Source organism: Mesorhizobium sp. M1143 (assembly GCF_040318435.1).
Lineage (GTDB): Bacteria > Pseudomonadota > Alphaproteobacteria > Rhizobiales > Rhizobiaceae > Mesorhizobium.
Map to the genome: position 1 here is coordinate 1 of NZ_JAMYMJ010000011.1, position 23,340 is coordinate 23,340.

Below are 23,340 nucleotides of genomic sequence, written 5' to 3' on the forward strand. Positions count from 1 at the left end.
CGGGGCGGGGGGGTGGCGTTGTTTTTTCATCACAGCCCGTTGGCCCAGCCGCGCCCGGTGGGGGGGGGGGGGCGACGAAAGAGCAATTTTGCTCTTTCGTCGGGGTGGGGGTCTTGGCTCCTACCTCTGTTATTCGCGGGAGCGCTGCACCGACGTTAGTTGGCGCTGCACCCCACCCCGGACCTGCGGTCCGACCCTCCCCACAAGGGGGAGGGTAAGCGGAGCTATTCCGCCGGCTCGACATTGGCGTACGCCGCTTCCTCAAGCTCCCGCTTCAGCCTCGCTTCCTCATGCGCCTTCGGCGTGACGAAGCGGCCGAGCAGGAGGTAGGCGACCGGGGTCAGGAACAGCGTCGAGACGGTGGCGAGACCCAGCCCGCCGACGATGACCCAGCCGAGCGCGATGCGCGCTTCGGCACCGGCGCCGGCGGCCAGCACCAGCGGGACCCCGCCGAGGATGGTGCAGATCATCGTCATCATCACCGGCCGCAGGCGGATGATCGAGGCCTGCTCGATCGCCTGGCGCACGCCGAGGCCGCGGTCGCGCAGTTGGTTGGCGAATTCGACGATGAGGATGCCGTTCTTGGCCATGACGCCGACCAGAAGCACGAGGCCAATCTGGCTGTAGGCATTGAGGCTGGTGCCTGACAAAAGCAGCGCAAAGATTGCGCAGGCAAGGCCGAGGGGGACCGTCGCCATGATGATGACGGCGCTGACGAAGCTTTCGAACTGGGCGGCGAGCACCAGGAGGATGATGACCAGCGCGAAGCCGAAAATGGTGATCATGGCGCTGTTGGTCTCGCCGAGCGTCGCGGCTTCGGCCAGCGGCAGGACGCGGCTGCCCGGCGGCAGCAGCGGGGCGGCGATCTGCTCGGCAACGCCGAGCGCGTCACCCAGTGCGAAATTGCCGTTCAGGTTCGAGGTGATCGCCACCGAAGGCTGCTGCTGTTCGCGGGTCAGCGACGGCGGCACGGCGCGCTCGGTCAGCGTGGCGATGGTCGACATCGGCACGAAGCGGCCGTCGGCGGTCTTCAGGAAGATGTTTTCCAGATCGGTCGGATCATTGATCGGGTTGGTGGTCGAGACCAGCTTCACGCCATAGCTGCGGTCGGCGATGTAGACATCGACGACATCGTTGCCGTCGAGCATCGCCTGCAAGGTGTTGGCGAGACCCGATATGTCGATGCCGAGATCGGAGGCGCGCTCGCGGTCGATGGCCACCGCCAGCTGCGGCTGCGTCGGGTCGATGGAAAGCCGCGGCGTCTGGAAGCGCGGATCGGCCTGCATCCGGGCGATGATCTTCACCGCCGCGTCGCCGAGCGCCTTGCGGTCGTTGCCGACCAGCGCGAATTGCAGGCCGTTGCCGGCGCCGCGAATGCCGAGGCTATTGGCCTGCACCGGGAAGATGCGCACGGATGGCACCTGCCGGGTCAGCTGGCTTATCTGCGCCATGATCTCCTGCTGGCTGCGCGTGCGCTCGTCCCACGGCGCCAGCGTCATCACCATGAAGCCGGAATTGTAGGCGCCGTTCTGGCCGGCGTTTTCGAAGGTCGAGACGATCTCGCCGGAATCGCGCAGCGGCTGGATCAGCCGCTCGATCTTCTGCATCTGCTGCGTGGTGTAATCGAGGCTGACGCCTTGCGGCGCGTTGATGCGCAACAGCACGACGGCGCGGTCCTCGCTCGGCGTCAGTTCCTGGCGGATGGTGCCGAACAGGCTGAAGGCGACGCCCGCAAACAGCACCGCAACCAGCAGCACGATCCACGGCGCGCCAAGGCAGGCATGCAGGGCGCGTTTGTAGGCCGCGTTCAGCGCACCGCCGATGCGCGCGCCAATGCCGTGACCGCCTTCATGGTGGAGCGATGCGCCGGTCAACATGCGCGAGGCCAGCATCGGGCACAGCGTCAGCGCGACCACGCAGGAGAGCAGCACCGACATGGCGAGGACGAAGCCGAATTCGCGAAACAGGCCGCCGGTCTGTCCCGGCAGGAAGGAGATCGGCACGAAAACGGCAACGAGCGTCAGCGTCGTGGCGATGACGGCGAAGAACACTTCCTGGGCGCCGAGCACGGCGGCGGCACGAGGCCCCATGCCTTCGTTGCGCCGTCGCACGATGTTTTCCAGAACGACTATGGCGTCGTCGACGACAAGGCCGGTCGCCAGCACCAGCGCCAGAAGCGTCAGGATGTTGATGGAGAAGCCGGCGAGATAGATGGCGGCGATGGTGCCAATCATGGCGACCGGCATTGAGAGACCGGGGATCAGCGTCGCGCGCCAGTCGAGCAGGAAGATGTAGATGACGATCAGCACCATGGAGATCGACAGGCCGAGCGCGATCTCGACCTCGTGCACGGCGCCGTTGACGAAGACGGCGTCGTCGCTGGTGATCTTGATCGACATGCCCTTGGGCAGGTTTTCCTGCAGCTTGGCGACGGCTGCCTTCACTCCGGTGGAAATATCCAGCGTGTTCGATTCCGCCTGGCGGATGATGCCAAGGCCAATGCCGGTCTTGCCGTCGGAGCGCAACGAGGTCTGGCCGATGTCGGGACCGAGCGTGACGGTGGCGACGTCGCGGATGCGCGTCGTGCCCCCGATGATGATGTTTTCGAATTCTTCCGGCGTCGTCACATCGGCCGTGGTGCGGACGATGAGATCCTGGTTGGTGGTGGTGATCGAACCGGCTGGTGAATCGAAAGCGACCGAGGCAAGCGCTGCCCTCAGATCGGCCACAGTGAAGCCGAGGCTGGCGAGCTTGTTCTGGTCGACATCGATGCGGAAGATCTTGTCGCGGTCGCCATAGACCTGAACGTCGGCGACGCCGGGCACGGCGGCCAATTCGTCCTCGATCTGGTCCTGGACGATCACCGTCATGTCCTGCACCGACATGGTGTCGGAGGTGACGGCCAGTCGCATCACGGCATCGGAATTCGCATCGGCCTTGACGATGCGCGGCGGGTCGGCGGTCTCCGGTATCAAGTTGGCGACACGGCCGACCGCGTCGCGCACGTCGGAGGCGGCGACGTTCAAATCGACGCCGTCGTTGAACTCGATGGTGACGCGGCTCTGGCCGAAGGAAGAGGTCGACGAGATCGACTTGACGCCGGAGACGCGCGCGACCGCGCCCTCGATGGTGTCGGTCAGTTCACGGTCGACGGTTTCGGCGGCGGCACCCTCGAAGGCCGTCGACACGGTGACCACGGCGCGGTCGACATCGGGCAGTTCGCGGATTTCGACGCCGTAGAAAGCGGCAAGGCCGGCCACTGCGATCAGCGTGTTCAGCACGAAGGCCATGACCGGCCTGCGGATGAAGAGAGCGGTGAAGCCGGTTTCGCTGGCGGTGCTGACAGGCGCGGTCATGAGCCTTCGGCCGCGTCCGCGGCCCGCTGATCCTGGCCGGCGATGCGGACCGCGCCGCCTTCGCTGACGCTCTGGGTGCCTTCGGTGACGACCATGTCGCCATCCTCGATCTCCGCGTCGATCAGCACCGTCTCAGTGTTGCGCTGGATGATGCGCACGGGAACGCGCCTGGCCTTGCCGTCCTCGATCTGCCAGACATAGGCGCCGTCGGAACCCCACAGGATCGCCAGCGGGCTGACGGCCGGGTAGGTGTCGCCGGGGAAGCGCATGGTGATGCCGAACGACATGCCGGCGCGCAGCGAATCCGCTGGATTGGCGATTGCAGCCTTGACTAGCAGGGTGCGGCTCTTTTCGTCGATGTGGTTGTCGATGGCCGACACAGTGCCGGTATAGGCCTTGCTCGGATTGGCGATCGGCGTCGCCGACAGTTGCGCGCCGACCTTGACGGCGGCGGCGAAGCGCTCGGGCACCAGGAAATCGACCAGGATGGAGGAGCGGTCGTCAAGCGTGGCGATCGCCGACTGGCTGGTGACGTAATTGCCGGCCGATATCGGCAGGATGCCGACCGTGCCGGCGATAGGGGCGACGATCGAACGACGCTGCAAGGCGAGTTCGGCATCCTGCAGCGCCAGTTTGGCGCCGGCCAGCACCACTTGGGCATCGGCGACGGCGACCGGAGTCGCGGCGTTGGAGGCCCTCAATGATTTCACCCGCTCGAGCTTGTCCTGGGCATCCTGCAAGGCAAGCTTGGCACGATCCTGCGAGATCACCTCGGTCTCGGAATCGAGAACAGCGATGATCTGCCCCTTGTCGACGCGGGTGCCGGATTGGACGAGAAATTCAACGAGGCGCCCAGAGCTGTACGGGTTGACCGTCACCGAGGCGTTGGCGCGGCCGGTGCCGATCGCCTGCAGGCGATCGTTGATGGTGGCGGTGGCCGCAGGCAAGGCGACGACATTTGCCGGCCGGCCGGCAGCGTTGCGGCCGCCTGCCTGTTTTGTCGTGTCGACCGCACCGGTTGTGGCGGGCGCCGAAGCATAGGTCCAGTCGATGCCCCAGCGTGCCAGAACCTCCGGCGCGCCCGGGAAGAATCTCGCCCAGGCGAGGACAGCCGCGACCAGGATCACAAGCGCAAAAACGATCTGTTTCCAGGCGACCATCGACACTCCGGTTGGCAAAACGTCTACCGGTTTCACCAAGCAAAAAACGCGCAGCGACGCACCCGGTATGTGCGAAGCCGCCGCAATATCATGGCTTTATGGCAATTCTGCCGCTTCCATGCACATTAAATCTGCGTAATTTTGCGCACCTGCGGCCGGGATTGAGCGTGTCAGCGCAGGCTTTCCAGGTCGCGGATGCGCCTGGCGCTGTCGGCCTCGAGCTGCCTGGTGACGGCGCCGATCAGCGTCTCGGCGACAACGAACAGAGCGGCGGAAGAGTCCCACGCCGAAGGCACGGCGGTGCGTCCGGCAATGACATGGCGGGCGAAGCGGGCGATCGGCGATAGCCACTGGTCGGTGAACAGCACGATCTGCACGCCGCGCTGATGCGCGGTCTGGGCAAAGCGTACCAGACTGTCCTGGTAGCGCCTGATGTCGAAGATCACCAGCACGTCGCGCTTGCCCATGTCGATCAGCCGGTCGCGCCAGATGCTCTCCTGGCCGGCAAGGTGATAGACATCGGGCTGGATGATGGCGAGATGGGCGGCCATGTAGCGTGCCAACGGATCGGTGAAGCGGCCGCCGATCAGGAATGTCTTGCCGCGCCGGTCGGCAAGCCTTGCGGCGATGTCGGCAAGCTGTCTGTCGGAGAGATGCCTGAAGGTCTCGCGCATATTGTCCAGCGTCGCCTCCAGCATTGGCGATACTGCACCGCTTGGGGAGGCCGGGTTGAGCGTGCGCGATGCCGGCGACTGCAATTGCGCCGCCAGTTCGTCCTGCAGCGCCGACTGGAATTCGGGATAGTTCTGGAACCCCAGCCTGGAGACAAAGCGCAGGATGGTCGGCGACGATACGCCGGCGGCGGTCGAGAACTCGGCGACCGTCTTCAGCCCGATCAGCGGATAGTTCGCAATCAGTGTCTGCGCGGCGCGGCGCTCGCCGGCCGGCATCGTGCCGATGCGGTCCGAAATCAGTTCGGCAATGCTGGAAATCATCGTTTTCCCCACCCCTGAGCCCGTCCAGACCGCTTCCCCGAAATCGCATTTGACAAAGCCGGACAAACTGTATGAAATCATCCACAGGGACGCAATGAGGCAAAATACGTAACATAAGATACAGCGCTCCCCAGGGGACGGCAGACTATGGAGAGAGCACGGCCCGCCAGCCTTGCATCGTCTGATACCGTAGGGGTGACGAACCCCGGCGGGTCCAGCCCTTTCGTGCTGACCTGCGACCACGCTTCCAACTTCCTGCCGTCCGAATTCGGCACGCTTGGCCTGCCGGCCGAGGACCTCTCCCGCCACATCGCCTGGGACCCCGGCGCGCTGCCGGTGGCGCGCCGCATCGCGACCGCCCTCGATGCGACGCTCATCGAAACCCGCATCTCGCGCCTGATAATCGACTGCAACCGTCCGCTCGACGCACCGGACCTGGTGCCGCCGGTCAGCGAGACGACGGCCATTCCGGGCAATGCCGGCCTGTCGGACAGTGAGCGCGCCGAGCGCATCGCTTTGTCGTGGCGGCCGTTCCACGACACGATCGCATCGATCATCGACGACCGGCAGGCGCGTGGGCAGGACACCCGGCTGGTGTCGGTGCATTCCTTCACGCCGGTCTACAAGGGCAAGAACCGGCCTTGGCATATCGGCATCATCCATGATGACGACCGCCGGCTGGCGTCGCCGCTGATAGCGGCACTGCAGCGGCTCTCCGGCGTCACTGTCGGCATCAACGAGCCCTATTCGCCGGCCGACCGCGTCTATTTCACTTTGGAGCGCCATGCACGCTCGCGCGGCCTTGCCTGCGCAATGATCGAAATCCGCAACGACGAGATCTCCGGCGAGACCGGGCAGCGGAAATGGGCGGATCTGCTCACGGGCATTTTTTCTGACCTGGAACCCGAGGAGGCCAAGGGTTCCCGGCGACACGCAATGGGAAAGTCAGTTCAATCGGCCAGCTAGAAACAGGGGACGAAAATGGCAGGACCGGACAAATCAGACGCTGAAAGATCGGAGGATGTAAAAACCCTCCATAGCATGGGCTATGCCCAGGAGTTGGCTCGCCGCATGAGCGGCTTCTCGAATTTCGCAATTTCCTTTTCGATCATTTGTATTCTGGCGGGCGGCATCACGTCCTTCCCGCTGGCCATGGCGACCGGCAGCGGCTTCGAGGCGACTGTCGGCTGGGTCATCGGCGGCGTCTTTGCACTTGTCGTTGCCGCGTCCCTTGGCCAGATCGGCTCGGCCTACCCAACGGCCGGCGGTCTCTACCACTGGTCGTCAATTCTCGGCGGGCGCGGCTGGGGCTGGGCCACGGCCTGGATCAACTTGCTCGGCCTGGTCTTCGTCGTCGCCTCGGTCAATGTCGGCGTCTACGCGCTGTTCAAGGACCTTGTCTGGTCCGGCGTGTTCGGCAACGACGTCTCCGCGTGGGGCTATCAGGAGCAGGTGATCGGCGTTGTGATCATCACGGTCGCACAGGCGCTGATCAACCATTTCGGTATCAGGCTCACCACCATGCTGACGGATTTCTCGGGCTACCTCATTCTGGTCGTCGCCGTCGTGTTGACCGCGATGTTCCTGATCTGGGGCGCAAGCTGGGATTTCTCGCGGCTCACCACCTTCGTCAACAACACCGGTGATCCAGGCGCAGGCTACGTTCCGACCGCACGGACGGCACTCGTCGCCTTCCTGATCGGCCTGCTCTACCCACTCTACACCATCACCGGCTTCGACGCTTCGGCCCACACGTCCGAAGAGACCCACAATGCCCGCGTGGCGGTGCCGCGCGGCATGATCCATTCGGTCCTGTGGTCGCTGGTGTTCGGCTTCGTCATGGCCGTTTCGTTCGTACTGGCCAGCCCCGATCTGGCAGCGACGGCCAAGGATGGCGCCAATGCCTGGTTCAATCTCTTCAACAACCTGCCGGCACCATTCCTGCTGAAGAGCATCATTGCCATCGCAATCGTGCTGGCGAACTTCATCTGCGCTCTCGCCGGACTGACGTCGACCTCGCGCATGATCTTTGCCTTCGCGCGTGACGGCGGCCTGCCCGGTTCGTCGGTGTGGAAAACCGTCAGCCCGACATGGCGCACGCCGGTGGCGGCAATCTGGCTCGGAGCGGTGCTCGCGGTCGCAGCGACATTGTACTCGCCGGCTTTTGCCGCACTGGCGGCCGGCTGTGCATTGTTCCTCTACGTGTCCTACGCCATGCCCGTGGCCGCCGGCCTGCTTGCCGAGGGCAAGAGCTGGACCGAATTCGGCCCGTTCCGCCTCGGCATCTGGTCCAAGCCGTTCGCCGTCATCACGGTGCTTGGCGTTCTGGTGCTGATGTATGCCGGCATCCAGCCGCCCTTCGACATCCTGATCAACTATGCCATCGGCCTGATCGTTCTGCTCGTGGTGCTGTGGTTCGGCATCGAATCGCGCCGCTTCAAGGGCCCGCCGATCGGCGCCGACATTGCTCGCCGCGCTTCGGAGATCGCGGCCGCGGAAGCAGCCGTCGGCCAGACGGCAGGCTAACAGCAAAGACTAGATGCTCCGGCCGGCGCAAGCCGACCGGAGCAGGGCCGGCCAGCTAAGAATGCAAAGGGGACTACAATGGCAGCACCGGGTTATTCAGACACAGACAAGGCGGAAGACGTAAAGCACCTCCATTCCATGGGCTACGCCCAGGAACTTGAGCGGCGGCTAAGCCGCTTCTCCAACTTCGCCGTTTCCTTCTCCATCATCTGCATCCTGTCGGGCGGCATCAATTCGCTGGCGCAGGCAACGTCGGGCGCCGGCGGTATCGGTATCGGCATCGGCTGGCTGGTCGGCTGCTTCGTTTCGCTCACCTTCGCGGTCGCCATGTCGCAGATCAGCTCGGCCTATCCGACGGCCGGCGGCCTCTATCACTGGGGTTCGATCCTCGGCAATCGCGGCACCGGCTGGGTGACGGCCTGGCTCAACCTGCTCGGCCTGATCACCGTGCTCGGCGCCATCAATGTCGGCACCTGGACGTTCTTCATCGGCGCCTTCGGGCCGACGCTCGGCATCGAGGGTACGCTGACCAATCAGATGATCTTCCTGGTCATCATCACTGGCGCCCAGGCGCTGATCAACCATCTCGGCATCAAGCTGACTGCGAAGTTGACCGACTTTTCGGGCTACCTGATCTTCTTCGGCTCGATCCTGATTGCTGTCGTCTGCCTGTTCTCCGCCGAGACCTGGGATTTCAGCCGGCTCTTCACCTTCCACAACTACTCGGGTGAGGCCGGCGCCAGCGTCTGGCCGTCCGTCTCGAACGCCTGGGTGTTCGCTCTCGGCCTTCTGCTGCCGATCTACACCATCACCGGCTACGATGCTTCGGCACACACTTCCGAGGAAACCATCAAGGCGGCCTCATCGGTGCCGCGTGCGATGGTGATGTCGGTTATCTGGTCGGCGGTCTTCGGCTATTTGTTCCTGGCCGCCTTCGTGCTGATGATCCCCAACATGGACGACGCCGCCAAGCAGGGTTGGAACGTGTTCTTCTGGGCCTTCGACCAGCGCGTCAGTCCCGGCCTCAAGGAGTTCGTCTACCTCGTCGTGTTCATCGCCCAGCTGTTGTGCGGCCTCGCAACCGTCACCTCGGCTTCGCGCATGATCTTTGCCTTCTCGCGTGACGGCGGCCTGCCGGGCTCGTCGGCACTGGCCAAGGTCAGCCCGACCTATCGCACGCCGGTGGCGGCGATCTGGACGGCGTCGGTCCTGTCGGTGCTGTTCGTCTGGGGTTCGACGCTGGTTTCGGTCGCCGGTACTTCGGCCTACACCATCGTCGTGTCCTGCACCGTCATCTTCCTGTTCCTGTCCTTCACCGTGCCGATCGTGCTCGGCATGGTGGCCTGGGGCACGCCGAAGTGGGACAAGATGGGACCGTGGAACCTGGGCCGTGGCATCTTCATGCTGTTCGGGGTCCTTTCCATAGTGTCGATGATCCTGATCTTCATCATCGGCATCCAGCCGCCGAACGACTGGGCGCTGTACATCACCGTCGGCTTCTTCATCCTGACGGCGATTGTCTGGTTCGCCTTCGAGCGCAATCGCTTCCAGGGCCCGCCGCTGGGCGACATCATCGCGGCGCGTCAGGCAGCGATCAAGGCTGCCGAACAGGCTGTCGGCGAAACCGGCCACTGACGTCACCATCATGGCCATGGCCGGCGTGCAGCCGGCTATGGTTTCGTCCTCAACGACCAAGCACTGGAGTGCCAAAGGAAATGGCCGGAAATTTCTCGTTCGATCAGTTGAAGAAAGCGGTCTCCAATGGCGAGATCGACACGGTGCTGGCCTGCATCGTCGACATGCAGGGGCGGCTCGCGGGAAAGCGTTTCCTGGCGCAGTACTTTGTGGATTCTGCTCATGACGAGACGCATGGCTGCAACTATCTGCTCGCCGCCGACATCGATATGGAGCCGGTGCCGGGCTACAAGGCGGCAAGCTGGTCGAAGGGCTATGGCGACTTCGTCATGAAGCCGGACCTTGCCACGCTGCGGCGGATTCCGTGGCTGGAAAAGACCGCGCTGGTGATCTGCGACGTGCTCGACCACCACACCCATGACGACCTTCCGCATTCGCCGCGCGCGATGCTGAAAAAGCAGGTCAAGCGGCTCACCGAACGCGGCTATATCGGCTACTTCGCCTCCGAGCTCGAATTCTACCTGTTCAACGAGACCTACGATTCCGCCCGCAAGAAGCACTGGCAGGGGCTCGACACCGCGTCGCCCTATATCGGCGACTACCAGATCGGCATCACCACCAAGGAAGAAGGCGTCATGCGCCGGCTTCGCAACGAGATGGAAGCGGCGGGCATTCCGATCGAAAACTCCAAGGGCGAATGGGGCCCGGGCCAGGAAGAGATCAATGTCCGCTATGCCGAGGCGCTCGACATGGCGGACCGCCACGTCATCCTGAAGAACGGCGCCAAGGAGATTGCCGAGTCCGAAGGCAAGTCGATTTCCTTCATGTCGAAATACAATTACGGGCTCGCCGGTAATTCCAGCCACATCCACAATTCGCTGTGGAGCGCCGATGGCAAGACGCCATTGTTCTTCGACAAGAAGGCGGACTGGACTTTGTCCACGCTTGGCCAGCAATGGGCGGCTGGGCAACTGAAATATGCCAGGGAGTTTACCTGGTTCCTGGCGCCCTACATCAACTCCTACAAGCGCTTCCAGGCCGGCACCTTCGCACCGACCAAGATCATGTGGAGCGAGGACAACCGCACCGCCGGCTTCCGCCTGTGCGGTGAGGGCACCAAGGGCATCCGCATGGAATGCCGCATCGGCGGCGCCGACCTGAACCCCTATCTCGCTTTCGCGGCGCTGATCGCCGCCGGCCTTGCCGGCATCGACGAGAAGCTCGAACTGCAGAAGCCGTTCGTCGGCGATGCCTACCAGGCCTCGCGCCTGCCGGAGATCCCGAAGACGCTGCGCGACGCCACCGAGACGCTGGCCAAGTCGAAGATGCTGAAGCAGGCGCTCGGCGACGATGTGCTCGAACATTATGTCCACACCGCAAAGTGGGAGCAATTCGAATACGACCGCCGCATTACGGATTGGGAACTGCACAGGGGGTTCGAGCGGTATTAAACTTTATACAGCTTTAATGTTGACACTGTAGTGAAGTTAGTACCATATGGTACCTGTAAACTGCAGTGCGCTACATTGAGGAGTTTGCAATGTCCAAATATGCGCCGCTCAAGGACTTTCTCATTGCCCAAAATGTCGATCGCGTTCCGATGTCATTCGCCGAAATCGAGAGAGTGCTCAATCTGCCGCTGCCCGCATCGAAGCAATACCCTGCATGGTGGAGCAACAATCCGAGCAACAATCCCATGACAAGGGAGTGGCTTGAGGCTGGGTTCGAGACCGAATCCGTCAATATAGGGAGTGGGAAACTGGTATTTCGCCGCGTTCGCAAAGTACCCATTTCGGCGCCGCCCAGTGGTAGCGTGCCTGCCGCGCCAAAGGAGGCGCGCGCGGATCGCCACCCCGGTTTTGGTTTCATGAAGGGCCTGATAACAATCGAAGCCGGATTTGATATCACCAAACCTTTCGATGACGAGCCATGGGACCGGGGCTATCTGGGCGGTGAGGCTGACGCGCGTGACGGCAAACTTGCGGTGCGTAAATGAGCGAAGAGCCAAACCTGCTTCTGGATACATGTGCGATGATCTTTGTCGCCAACGATAGTCTGATCGATCCGCACGCAAGCCGGGAGATTTCGGAAGCGGCCTATGACGGCCGTCTGTATCTTTCGCCGATGTCGGCATGGGAGATCGGAATTGGCGTAGCCAAGGGCCGGCTCAATCTGCCATTGGCGCCACTCGACTTCGTGGAGCGATTCATCGAGCGAATGTCGGCAAAGCTCAGCGCTATCTCACCAGCCATTCTGATTGCGTCATCCAACCTGCCCGGTCCGCCTCATGGTGATCCCATGGATCGGATACTGATGGCAAGTGCGAGAGCGTTGGACATGGTTCTGGTGACGCGTGACGAGCCCATCCTTCGCTATGGCCGCAACGGCCATCTGCGTACGCTAGCCTGCTAAACTGGAGCATCCTTTGGAAACCGTAAAACTCAAATCGCCCATCGATGGTTCGATCTATGCCGAGCGACCGATCGCGACCGACCAGGCGATCAATGCCGCGGTCGAGCGCGCCAAGGCGGCGCAGGAGAAGTGGGCGCTGACGCCGATCGTCGAGCGCGGCAAATTTATGCTGGCTATGCTCGAAGCGCTGGTCGCGATGACCGACGAGATCGTGCCGGAGATCGCTTGGCAGATGGGGCGACCGGTGCGCTATGGCGGCGAGTTCGGCGGCGTCAGGGAACGCACCAATTACATGGTCGAGATCGCTGAAGCCGCGCTGAAATCCGTGCCGGCATCCAACCCGAAGGACGGCTTCCGACGCTATGTGAAGAAGGATCCGCTCGGCGTCGTCATGGTGATCGCGCCGTGGAACTATCCCTATCTGACCGCCGTCAACACCATCGTGCCGGCACTGATGGCCGGCAATACCGTTATCCTCAAGCATGCGGCGCAGACGCTGCTGGTCGGCGAACGGTTCCAGCAGGCGTTCGACAAGGTTGGGCTGCCCAAGGGCGTGTTCCAGAATGTCGTGCTGAACCATGCCCAGACCGAGAAGTTGCTCGGCTCGGGCAAGATCGACCATGTCAATTTCACCGGTTCGGTCGGCGGCGGCCGCGCCATCGAGAAGGCGGCGGCCGGCACCTTCATGACGCTCGGGCTCGAACTCGGCGGCAAGGATCCGGCCTATGTGCTGCCCGACGCCAAGCTCGACCATGCGGTGGCCAATCTGGTCGACGGCGCCTTCTACAATTCCGGCCAGTGCTGCTGCGGCATCGAGCGCGTCTATGTGCATGAGAAGGTCTACGACCAGTTCGTCGAAGGTTTCATCGCCGAGACGAAGAATTATGCCGTCGGCAATCCGCTGGAACAGGCGACGACAATGGGGCCGATGGCGCAGGCGCGCTTTGCCGACCTGATCCGCGAGCAGAAGGCCGAGGCGCTGCGCAAGGGTGCAACCGCACACATCAATATGAAGGTGGCTAACGACAAGGCCGGCTCGCCCTATCTGGCGCCGGAAGTGCTGACCGGCGTCGACCACCAGATGAGCGTCATGCGCGAGGAAAGTTTTGGCCCGATCGTCGGCATCATGAAGGTGCGCAACGACGAGGAGGCGATCGCGCTGATGAACGACAGCCCCTACGGGCTGACCGCTTCGATCTGGACCGACGATATCGAGCATGCGGTGGCGATCGGCGACCGCGTCGAGACCGGCACCGTGTTCATGAACCGCTGCGACTACCTCGATCCGGCGCTGGTCTGGACCGGCGTCAAGGACACCGGCAAAGGCGTCGCCCTTTCGGCGCTCGGCTACGACAATCTGACCCGGCCGAAATCCTTCCATCTGCGCGAAGCCATCTGATTTTTTGGAAAGACAAGACATGTCCAAGCTGATCTCCAAATGGAACTACCCGACCACCGTCCGCTTCGGCGCCGGGCGCATCAAGGAACTGCCTGAGGTGCTCGCTGCCACCGGCATTAAGCGGCCGCTTTTCGTCACCGATCCGGGGTTGGCGAAACTGCCGGTCGTCGCTTCGACGCTGAAAATCCTCGACGACGCCAAGGTATCCTATGGCGTGTTCTCCGAGGTGAAGCCGAACCCGGTCGATTCCAACCTCACCGCCGGGATCGCCGTGTTCAAGAAGGGCAAGCATGACGGCGTCATCGCCTTCGGCGGCGGTTCAGCGCTCGATCTCGGCAAGCTGATCGCGTTCCAGGCTGGCCAGACGCGGCCGATCTGGGACTTTGAGGATGTCGGCGACTGGTGGACGCGCGCCAATTCGGATGCCATCGCGCCGATCATAGCCGTGCCGACCACTGCCGGCACAGGCTCGGAAGTCGGGCGTGCCGGCGTCATCACCAATGAGGCGACGCACACTAAGAAGGTGATCTTCCATCCGAAGCTTTTGCCGGCAATCGTCATTGCCGATCCGGAACTGTCGGTCGGCATGCCCGGCTTCATCACCGCCGGCACCGGCATGGATGCGCTGGCGCACTGCCTCGAAGCCTATTGCGCGCCGGGCTATCACCCGATGGCCGACGGCATTGCGGTGGAAGGTGTGCGCCTGGTGTTCGAGAACCTGCCCAAGGCCTACGCCAACGGCAAGGACCTTGTCGCGCGCGCCCACATGATGAGTGCGGCCGCCATGGGTGCTGCCGCCTTCCAGAAGGGTCTTGGCGCCATCCACTCGCTGTCGCATCCGATCGGCGCGCTCTACGACACCCATCACGGCATGACGAATGCGGTGTTCATGCCCTATGTCTTGGCCTTCAATCGCGACTCCATCGAGGAGGGGATTGCCCGGCTCGCTGCCTATTGCGGCATCAAGGGTGGCTTCGACGGCTTTGCCAAAGCGATCATCAAGCTGCGCAAGGAATTGAAGGTGCCGCATGCGCTGCCCGATCTGATCAAGGGGCTCGACATGGACAAGAAGCGCAAGGGGCTGATCGCCGACATGGCGGTGGTCGATCCGACAGCCGGCGGCAACCCGGTCAAGCTGACCAAAAAGGCGGCGCTGACGCTGCTCGAGAACACTATCGCCGGCACTGTCTGAGGCGGTTTCTGCGCCGGACGTGATCTAAAAACGAAGGGAAAGGAAGGGCAAGGGGGCAAAAAGCAAGGCAATAAACCATTAGCCGGGAAATTAAGTCGAGGCTAATTGCTACAGCCGGTTAAAAAGAGTTAACTTTTCGTACCGCCGGGGGCCAGTTTCAAAAAGCTTTCATCTGGCTGTCATATGAAACCGATACCGCATCCCAGGCGTCCAGGACGCCAGTTCAACGGAGAGAACACATGTTCAAGTTCACAGGGAAAGTGCTTTCCCTTTCGGCCGTCGCCCTCATGGCGACCTCTGCTATCTCGTCGGCCCAGTCCATGGATGAACTGGTTGCCGCTGCGAAGAAGGAAGGCCAGCTCACGACCATCGCGCTGCCGCATGACTGGTGCGGCTACGGCGCCGTTATCGACGGCTTCAAGGCAAAGTATCCTGAGATCACCATCAACGAACTCAACCCCGATGCCGGCTCCGGCGACGAGGTCGAGGCGATCAAGGCCAACAAGGACAACAAGGGCCCGCAGGCGCCCGACGTCATCGACGTTGGCCTGTCCTTCGGCCCGACCGCCAAGGCTGACGGCCTGATCCAGCCCTACAAAGTGTCGACCTGGGACTCGATCCCCGACAGCGCCAAGGATGCCGATGGTTACTGGACCGGCGACTACTATGGCGTGCTATCCTTCCTGGTGAACAAGGACCTCGTCAAGGAAGCGCCTGCTGACTGGGCTGACCTGCTGAAGCCGGAATTCGCCAACACCGTGGCGCTTGCCGGCGACCCGCGCGCCTCGAACCAGGCCATCCAGGCCGTCTACGCGGCCGGCATTTCCGGTGGTGCGGCTGCCGGCGAAGCTGCTGGCACTGCTGGTCTCGACTTCTTCAAGAAGCTTAACGCCGCCGGCAATTTCGTGCCGGTCATCGGCAAACCGGCGACCCTGGCACAAGGCCAGACGCCGATCCTGGTGACCTGGGATTACAATGCACTTGCCGGTCGCGACACGCTGAAGGGCAATCCGCCCGTCGACGTCGTCGTGCCCAAGACCGGTGTCGTTGCCGGCGTCTATGTGCAGGCGATCAGTGCTTTCGCACCGCATCCGAACGCTGCCAAGCTCTGGCTGGAGTATCTCTACTCCGACGAAGGCCAGATCGGCTGGCTGAAGGGCTATTGCCACCCGATCCGCTTCAACGATCTTGCCAAGAACGGCAAGCTCCCGGCGGACGTGATGGCCAAGCTGCCGCCGGCCGAGGCTTACGCTGCCGCGGTGTTCCCGACGCTGGACGAGCAGGGCAAGGCAAAGGAAGCCGTCACCAAGAACTGGGATGCCGTCGTCGGCGCCAACGTCAAGTAAGGCTTGAAACCAACCGGGCGGCCTCGCGGCCGCCCGGTGTTCCTCGGAGACGGTAGCCGGCGCATGACAGATATCTCGCTTTCCGATCACGCAGTTGCCGGGAAGACCGCGCCCCCCAGCGAGGCGCGTGCAATGCGACTGCCGACGCAATGGCTCGGCGTTGCGCCATTCTTCATCTTCGCCATCATGTTCCTGATCCTACCCACGCTCTATCTGATGCTGGGTGCATTCCAGAACGATGCCGGCGAATTCACGTTCGAAAACATAGCAGCACTGGCGCAGCCATCGATTGTCGCCGCCTACTGGATCTCGCTCAAGGTCAGCCTTTCCTCGTCGCTGATCGGCGCCTTCGCAGGTCTCGGCATCGCCATCGCCATCGTGCGCGGCGGCCTGCCGGAGTGGATACGTTCGGCGACGCTGACATTCTCCGGCGTGGCTTCCAATTTCGCCGGCGTACCGCTGGCCTTCGCCTTCATCGCCACGCTCGGACGCCTCGGTCTCGCCACGGTGCTGCTCAACACAGTGTTCGGCCTCAACATTTATGCGCACGGCTTCAACATCCTATCGTTCTGGGGCCTGACGCTGACCTATGTCTATTTCCAGATTCCCCTAATGGTGGTCATCATCACGCCGGCGATCGACGGCTTGAAGAAGGAGTGGGGCGAGGCTGCGGCGACGCTTGGCGCCACCCAGACGCAATACTGGCGCATGGTGGTCCTCCCGGTGATCTGGCCGAGTTTCCTCGGCACGGTCATCCTGCTCTTCGCCAATGCCTTCGGCGCCATCGCCACCGCCTATGCGCTGACCGGCTCTTCACTCAACATCGTGCCGATCCTGCTCTATGCGCAGATACGCGGTGACGTGCTGCACAATGCCCATCTCGGCTATGCGATCGCCTTCGGCATGATCGTCATCACCGGGCTGGCCAATGTCTTCTACATCTGGTTCCGGACGCGCTCGGAGAGGTGGCTGAAATGAAGTCCGGAAAATTCTGGGCCTGGGTCGTCTTCGGGCTGGGCGCGGCCTATTTCTTCATTCCGCTGATCGCGACGGTGGAATTTTCCTTGCGCATGCGGCGCGGCGCTTATTCCTTCGACGCCTATCAGATCGTGCTTGGCGACCCTCGTTTTCAGGCGACCTTTGGCTACTCAGTGCTTGCCGCCATCTTCACCATCATTCTGGGCGTGTTGATCGTGGTGCCCGCCGCCTACTGGATTCGACTGCGCCTGCCGCAACTGCGCCCGATCGTAGAGTTCATCACGCTGCTGCCGCTGGTCATTCCCGCCATCGTCATCGTCTTCGGCTATATCAGGATGTACGGTTCGAATTCGCCGCTGCCGTTCCTGGCGACCGACATGGGCACAAATGCCTTGCTGGTCATCGGCTATGCAATGCTGGCGCTGCCCTACATGTATCGCGCGGTCGATACCGGACTGCGCACCATCGACGTCAGGACGCTGACCGAAGCGGCGCAGATCCTTGGCGCCGGTTGGGGCACGATCATTGGTCGTGTGATCCTGCCCAATGTGCTGATCGCCGTGCTGTCGGGCGCCTTCCTTACCTTCGCCATCGTCATTGGCGAATTCACCATGGCCAGCTTGCTCAACCGGCCCGCCTTCGGCCCCTATCTGCAAAACGTTGGCGCCAACCGCGCCTATGAGCCGGCGGCGCTTGCCATCATCGCCTTCGCCATCACCTGGGGCTGTATGTCGCTGATCCAGATCCTGTCCCGTTTCGCGCCGAGATCGGCGAACCGCCCGAACTGATCGACAAAGTACTGATCGAAAGAAAAAGCCATGGCCGAACCATTCCTCTCCATCCAGCATGTGCGAAAATCCTTCGGCGCCACCACCGTGGTCGAAGATTTCAATCTTGATGTCGAGCCGGGCGAGTTCGTATCCTTCCTTGGGCCATCGGGTTGCGGCAAGACCACCGTGCTGCGCATGGTCGCCGGTTTCGAAGAGCCGTCGGCGGGCAAGATCGTCGTCGCAGGCAAGGACATCACGAGGCTAAAGCCCAACCAGCGCAATGTCGGCATGGTGTTCCAAGCCTATGCGCTGTTCCCCAACCTGACGGTGGCGCAAAACATCGGCTTTGGCCTGAAGGTCGCCGGCATGCCCAAGGCGGACATCGACAGACGCGTGGCCGAGATGCTCGACATCATCAAGCTGCCGCAGATGGCCGACCGCTATCCCTACCAGCTCTCCGGCGGCCAGCAGCAGCGCATCGCGCTGGCGCGTGCCATCGCGCCGAAGCCGAAGCTGCTTTTGCTCGACGAGCCGCTGTCGGCGCTCGACGCCAAGGTACGTGTGTCGTTGCGCGAGGAAATCCGCTCGATCCAGAAGAAGCTCGGCATCACCACCATCTTCGTCACCCATGACCAGGAAGAGGCGCTGTCGATCTCCGACCGCATCGCGGTGATGTATGGCGGCAAGGCCGAGCAGGTCGGCACGCCGTTCGAGATCTACAACCGGCCGGCGACCAAGTTCGTCGCCAACTTCGTCGGCACGCTGAACGTGCTCGAAGGCAAGGTCACTGACGCCGCGGCCGGCACGGTGCAAGTCAACACGCAGGAAGTCTCGCTCAAGGGCAAGCTCAACGGCTCGAAGTCGGGCGACACGCTGTCGCTGGCGCTGCGTCCCGAGGCGATCTCGCTCGGACGCCAGCCCGGTCGCGATTCAAGCCTGTCGGGCGAAATCTCCGAAGTGCACTTCCTCGGCTCGGTCATTCGCGTTCGCGTCGGTATCGGCGGCAACACGGTGTCGCTCGACACCTTCAACAGCCCGGCAACGCCACCGCCGGCTGTCGGCGAGAAGGCCGACATATCGTTCTCATCGAGCGATATGCTGGTGCTGCACTAGCAAAGCAGCATCCTGGGGCGACCGAGGCGGTCGATTCAAGCTGGCGCGATGAACGGCCGTATCATTGCCGGACCCCGAGTGCTGGATAATCAACAGCATCTTGCCATCCAGCCACTGCCCATGATGCCGCTTCGCCGCTACGATGGGCCATGGCGCTATTCGAACTTACCCTCATCCTGCTTCTGGCTGCCGTCGCGCTGACGGCGCTGTCGCGGCGGCTGGAAATTCCCTATCCGTCCCTGCTGGCTCTGGCCGGCGTCGCGATTGCCTTCGTACCCGGTGCGCCGACGATCGAGATCGATCCGGAGCTGGCGCTTGCCCTGTTCATCGCGCCGGTGCTTCTCGACGCCGCCTATGACACGTCGCTGCGCGACCTCAAGCGCTACCGGCTGTCGCTCGCGCTGCTGGCGCTAGGCGCCGTGGTCTTCACCACCGTGGTGGTTGCCTTGGTCGGCTGGAAGATGGCCGGCCTGCCGATCGCGGCGGCAATCGCGCTCGGCGCCATCGTCGCGCCACCGGATGCGGTGGCCGCATCCGCCGTGCTCAGCCAGTTCAAGGTACCGCACCGCATTACCGCCATCCTGCAGGGCGAGAGCCTGCTCAACGATGCCACGGCGCTGCTGATCTACCGGCTGGCGGTTTCGGCGGCGCTTGGCACGATCATGCTCAGCAACGCCGTTCCGGTGATCCTGCTGGCAACGATCGGCAGTGTGATCGCGGGCTATCTGTTTGGCCGCGTCTCGCTGCTGTCGCTCGGCCGCATCGAGGATGCGGCGAGCAGCACGGTGGTGCAGTTTGCCGGAACCTTCGCCGTGTGGATCATCGCCGACAGGCTGGGCCTTTCCGCCATCATCACCATCGTCGTCTATGCCATGACCATTGCGCGCAGGGCGCCGCGCCAGTCGTCGGCGAGACGCCGCGTCAGCACCTATTCGGTCTGGGAGTCGGCCGTGTTCGTGCTCAACGTGCTGGCTTTCGTGCTGATGGGCCTGCAGGCACGCACGATCGTTGGCAGGCTGGCCGGCGACGGGCAAGGCGAAGCATTCCTTTTCGCCGCAACGGTGCTGGTCGTCGTTATCGTCGCGCGCCTTGTCTGGGTGGCGAGTTACGTCGCGATCATCCGGTGGCTTGCCCGCTTCGGCAGCCAAGAGGCAAGGCGGGAATTGCCGACATTCGGCGGCGCCGTCATTGTCGGCTGGTGCGGCATGCGTGGGTTGGTGACGCTGGTGGTCGCCATTGCGCTGCCGGCCGATTTTCCCGGCCGAGACCCGATCGTGCTTGCCGCCTTCGCGGTGGTGCTGGGCACGCTGGTGCTGCAAGGCATGACGCTGAAGCCGCTGCTGCGCTGGATCAACTTCGACCCCGATAGAACCGTCGACAATGAGGTGGCGCAAGCGCGCGTCGCCATCATGCAGGCAGCACTGGACGTGCTGAGCCGCAAGACATCTGCGGCCGCCGCCGTCGTGCGCGAACAGTATGAAGCGCAGCGCCTGATTGCGGAAAACCCGGAGGACGCTCAGGCCGCGACCGAATACGACCGGCTGCGCCTCTATGCCATCAACCGCCAGCGCGACACGCTCGAGGAGTTGCGCAGCAACGGCACGATCGGCGACGAAGCCTACCACCGGCTGGAGGAAGAGATCGACTGGGCCGAACTGGCGGCATCGCCGGCGGGCCGGTTCCAGCCGCTGACCACATCATAGACGCTGGCCCAGTTCCGCCGTCGTGCCGGTACATTGCAACCCATCTGCCGAACCGCTACTGCCAAAGCGAAATTGAGCCGGATAAGCAATGAAGCTGGTCAGCTACAACATCCAGTACGGGTTCGGCGGCGATGGCCGTTACGATCTTTCGCGCTGCACCAAGCTGGTCGACGGCGCCGATATCATCGCGCTGCAGGAGGTCGAGCGGCATTGGCAGCGCACCAATGAGGACGACCAGCCGGAGGTCCTGTCCAAGCTGCTGCCTAGCTATTACTGGGTCTATGGCCCGGCCTTCGACATGGACGCCAGTGAGCGGCGCGACGGCCGGGTCGTCAACCGCCGCCGCCAGTTCGGCACCATGCTGCTGTCGAAGCTGCCGATCGCCTGGTCGCGGCTGCACGCGCTGCCCATGCGCCGCACGCTCAAGCCGCTCAACACCCGCAATGCGGCGCTCGAATGCATGATCCGCACACCCGCCGGACCGGTAAGGGTCCTGTCGCTGCACCTCGCCCATGTCGCGGCGGAGGAGCGGCTGGAGCAGATCGACTATCTCTTGGCCGAGCATCGCCGCGCGCCGTCCGAGGGCGGCCCGTGGAGCGGCGCGGACGATGAGCCTTCGCGCAACTGGACCAGCGGCGAGGCCGAGCCGGAGAACCCGACAGCTGCGATCTGGATGGGCGATTTCAACATGGAGCCTGGCAGCGCCGAATACAGCCGCATCGTCGGCAGCACGCCCTATCATCGCGGGGCAGCTTATCTCGACGGCTTTGTTGATGCCGCTGCCGTCGCTAGCGAGCCGGCTGCCGATTTCCACACCCATGTGAAAACGATCGACGGGAAAGTGGCAAAACGCCGGCTCGACCATTGCTTCGTCGGCGGTATGTTCGCGGACCGTGTGCGCTCGGTCAGTGCCGATATAGGCGAGATCGCTTCAGACCATTTTCCGGTCCGGATCGATATCGATCTCGAAACGCCTTTGAGCTCAGGAGATCGGTGAGCCCTCGATGACGCTTTTCGTCTTCTTCGCGGTGCTAGCCGCCGCCGCCATGCACGCGATCTGGAACGCGCTGGTCAAGGTCCATCTCGATCGCTTCCTGTCGATCACGCTGATGACACTGGGCATGGGGTTTGCCGCGCTTTTCGTGCTGCCCTTCGTCGAGTTTCCGAAGGCCGAAGTGTGGCCTTTCATCATCGCCTCGGTGATTTTCCACATGGGCTACCGGACTTTCCTGATCGGCGCCTACAAGGCCGGCGATTTCGCCCAGACCTATCCGCTGGCGCGCGGCACGGCGCCGCTTTTGACCGCCCTCGGCGGCGTTGCCGTGGTGCAGGAGATGCCGGCGCCTTTCGCCATCCTCGGCATCCTGCTGCTGTCGGCCGGCACGTTGGTGATGTCGTTTCGCGGCGGCGCGCATCTGGAGCGGATCAATGTGCGGGCGGTCGGCTTTGCGCTCGGCACTTCGATCTTCATATCCAGCTACACGCTCTCCGACGGCAGCGGCGCGCGGCTGGCCGCAACGGCAACGAGCTATGCCGCATGGCTGTTCATCTGCGATGCCACGTGGGCGCTGGTGCTGTGCCTCATCTTTCGCGGGCCCAAGGCGCTGCCCGTGCTGGCGCGCGACTGGAAGGCAGGCCTGTTCACCGGCGTGCTCAGCGGCGCGGCATACTGGATCGTCATGTGGGCGATGACCAAGGCGCCGATCGCCTCGGTGGCGTCGTTGCGCGAGACGTCGATCCTGTTTGCCATGATGATCTCGGTTTTCGCGCTCGGCGAGAAGATGACAGGCTGGCGCGTCGCCGCCGCGCTCGGCATCGTCGCAGGTGTCGTGGCCCTCAGACTGGGCTGAGAGCCTGATACTTCAGCCGAGCACCGTCATCACCTGTCCGCGCCGTGGCCCAGAGCGGAATCGAGGGCAAGGCAATCAGGCAGGCGAGCGTTATCGCGTTGACGCGGCCGATCTTCTCCGACAGTGCGCCGAACGCCAACCCGCCGACGATGGCGCCGATATTGGCGACGATGGTGATCCAGCTCACCGTGTGCGGGTCGAAGCCATGCTGCTTCTTGAGGAAGGTCGGGTAGAGGTCCTGCGTGCCGTGGCTGAAGAAATTGAAGAACATCATCAGCACGACCGCATAGACGGCGACGCCCCAGTGCTTCCGCAGCGTTTCAAGAAGGCCAGGTCTGACGGATTTCTGCGCCTCGACGAAGGCCGGCGATTCCGGCACATGCGAGCGGATGAAGAGCACGATAAGTGCCGGCAGGAAGGAGAGCAGGAACATGGCGCGCCAGCCGATCGTGTAACCGCCGATCGTCTGCTCGTAAAGCACGCCGTAAACCACGGCCGCCAGAAGGTAGCCGGTGGGATAGCCGCATTGCAGGATGCCCGAGACCATGCCGCGGGCACTGGGCGGAATGGACTCCATGGCGAGCGAACTGCCCAGCCCCCATTCGCCGCCCATGGCGATGCCGAACAGAGCGCGCAGCGCCAGGAAAATGCCGAGATTGGGCGAGAAGGCAGCCAGCGCGCCGATCACCGAATAGCTGACGATGTTGAGCATCAGAATGGGCTTGCGGCCATATTTGTCGGCCAGCCTGCCGAAGAAGAAGGCGCCGATGAAGCGTGTCGCCAGCGTCAGGAACAACGCTTTGGAGACTGCCGGGACGTCAGTGTTGAATCAGGTTGCGATATCGGTGAGCAGGAACGTCAGAAGGAAGAAATCAAAAGCGTCGAGCGTCCAGCCGAGGAAGGAG

Annotated in this window: 18 protein-coding genes and 1 pseudogene; 15 read left to right on the forward strand and 4 right to left on the reverse strand. The window is 63.1% G+C overall.

The annotated features are described in order from the left end of the window. Positions 1–224: 224 nt before the first annotated feature. The 3 genes from NKH35_RS10980 to NKH35_RS10990 all read right to left on the reverse strand — a co-directional run bounded on the left by NKH35_RS10980 (position 225) and on the right by NKH35_RS10990 (position 5,511). Complete coding sequence (locus NKH35_RS10980) at positions 225–3,356, reverse strand: efflux RND transporter permease subunit (protein ID WP_352914468.1); 3,132 nt, start codon at positions 3,354–3,356, stop codon at positions 225–227. After that, on the reverse strand, positions 3,353–4,516 hold the full coding sequence (locus NKH35_RS10985) for an efflux RND transporter periplasmic adaptor subunit (RefSeq protein WP_352914471.1): 1,164 nt from the start codon (positions 4,514–4,516) through the stop codon (positions 3,353–3,355). The genes NKH35_RS10980 and NKH35_RS10985 overlap by 4 nt, the downstream gene beginning before the upstream one ends. A 170-nt stretch (positions 4,517–4,686) precedes the next feature. Continuing rightward, on the reverse strand, positions 4,687–5,511 hold the full coding sequence (locus tag NKH35_RS10990) for a MurR/RpiR family transcriptional regulator (protein WP_023671160.1): 825 nt from the start codon (positions 5,509–5,511) through the stop codon (positions 4,687–4,689). Between the two features lie 147 nt (positions 5,512–5,658). On the opposite strand from NKH35_RS10990, the gene NKH35_RS10995 reads away from it, so the two are divergent. The 15 genes from NKH35_RS10995 to NKH35_RS11065 all read left to right on the forward strand — a co-directional run bounded on the left by NKH35_RS10995 (position 5,659) and on the right by NKH35_RS11065 (position 22,435). Then, on the forward strand, positions 5,659–6,477 hold the full coding sequence (locus NKH35_RS10995) for an N-formylglutamate amidohydrolase (RefSeq protein WP_023671161.1): 819 nt from the start codon (positions 5,659–5,661) through the stop codon (positions 6,475–6,477). Between the two features lie 15 nt (positions 6,478–6,492). Then, positions 6,493–8,037, forward strand: coding sequence for an amino acid permease (locus NKH35_RS11000; protein ID WP_023691842.1), 1,545 nt, complete (start codon positions 6,493–6,495; stop codon positions 8,035–8,037). A gap of 78 nt (positions 8,038–8,115) precedes the next feature. Further along, a complete protein-coding gene (locus NKH35_RS11005; RefSeq protein ID WP_023691841.1) occupies positions 8,116–9,672 on the forward strand; it encodes an amino acid permease in 1,557 nt (518 codons plus the stop codon). Between the two features lie 80 nt (positions 9,673–9,752). Beyond that, entirely contained in the window at positions 9,753–11,123 is a 1,371-nt protein-coding gene (locus NKH35_RS11010) for a glutamine synthetase family protein (RefSeq protein WP_023671164.1), read from the forward strand. A gap of 89 nt (positions 11,124–11,212) precedes the next feature. After that, positions 11,213–11,668, forward strand: coding sequence for a DUF7662 domain-containing protein (locus NKH35_RS11015; protein ID WP_023695631.1), 456 nt, complete (start codon positions 11,213–11,215; stop codon positions 11,666–11,668). Further along, positions 11,665–12,084 (forward strand): type II toxin-antitoxin system VapC family toxin, encoded by a 420-nt coding sequence (locus NKH35_RS11020; protein ID WP_031196520.1) that lies wholly within the window; start codon positions 11,665–11,667, stop codon positions 12,082–12,084. The genes NKH35_RS11015 and NKH35_RS11020 overlap by 4 nt, the downstream gene beginning before the upstream one ends. A gap of 13 nt (positions 12,085–12,097) precedes the next feature. Beyond that, on the forward strand, positions 12,098–13,483 hold the full coding sequence (locus NKH35_RS11025; RefSeq protein WP_352914474.1) for an aldehyde dehydrogenase family protein: 1,386 nt from the start codon (positions 12,098–12,100) through the stop codon (positions 13,481–13,483). A 19-nt stretch (positions 13,484–13,502) separates the two neighbouring features. Continuing rightward, positions 13,503–14,675: an iron-containing alcohol dehydrogenase gene (locus tag NKH35_RS11030; protein ID WP_352914477.1), complete on the forward strand. Its 1,173-nt coding sequence runs from the start codon at positions 13,503–13,505 to the stop codon at positions 14,673–14,675. Between the two features lie 239 nt (positions 14,676–14,914). Continuing rightward, a complete protein-coding gene (locus tag NKH35_RS11035) occupies positions 14,915–16,021 on the forward strand; it encodes an ABC transporter substrate-binding protein (RefSeq protein WP_023671169.1) in 1,107 nt (368 codons plus the stop codon). 63 nt (positions 16,022–16,084) lie between these two features. Beyond that, a complete protein-coding gene (locus NKH35_RS11040; RefSeq protein ID WP_352914480.1) occupies positions 16,085–16,999 on the forward strand; it encodes an ABC transporter permease in 915 nt (304 codons plus the stop codon). After that, positions 16,996–17,787: an ABC transporter permease gene (locus tag NKH35_RS11045; RefSeq protein WP_023671171.1), complete on the forward strand. Its 792-nt coding sequence runs from the start codon at positions 16,996–16,998 to the stop codon at positions 17,785–17,787. The genes NKH35_RS11040 and NKH35_RS11045 overlap by 4 nt, the downstream gene beginning before the upstream one ends. A 30-nt stretch (positions 17,788–17,817) precedes the next feature. After that, positions 17,818–18,882, forward strand: a complete 1,065-nt coding sequence (locus NKH35_RS11050; RefSeq protein WP_023686439.1) for an ABC transporter ATP-binding protein — start codon at positions 17,818–17,820, stop codon at positions 18,880–18,882. Between the two features lie 149 nt (positions 18,883–19,031). Further along, positions 19,032–20,585 (forward strand): cation:proton antiporter, encoded by a 1,554-nt coding sequence (locus NKH35_RS11055; protein ID WP_023695635.1) that lies wholly within the window; start codon positions 19,032–19,034, stop codon positions 20,583–20,585. 88 nt (positions 20,586–20,673) lie between these two features. Then, positions 20,674–21,582, forward strand: a complete 909-nt coding sequence (locus tag NKH35_RS11060) for an endonuclease/exonuclease/phosphatase family protein (protein WP_023710922.1) — start codon at positions 20,674–20,676, stop codon at positions 21,580–21,582. Positions 21,583–21,589: 7 nt separating this feature from the next. Beyond that, a complete protein-coding gene (locus tag NKH35_RS11065) occupies positions 21,590–22,435 on the forward strand; it encodes an EamA family transporter (protein ID WP_023828241.1) in 846 nt (281 codons plus the stop codon). Here NKH35_RS11065 and NKH35_RS11070 read toward each other — a convergent pair. Next, a pseudogene (locus tag NKH35_RS11070) lies at positions 22,422–23,246 on the reverse strand (MFS transporter); the annotation flags it as partial. The gene NKH35_RS11065 and the pseudogene NKH35_RS11070 sit on opposite strands and share 14 nt — an antisense overlap. Positions 23,247–23,340 lie beyond the last annotated feature (94 nt).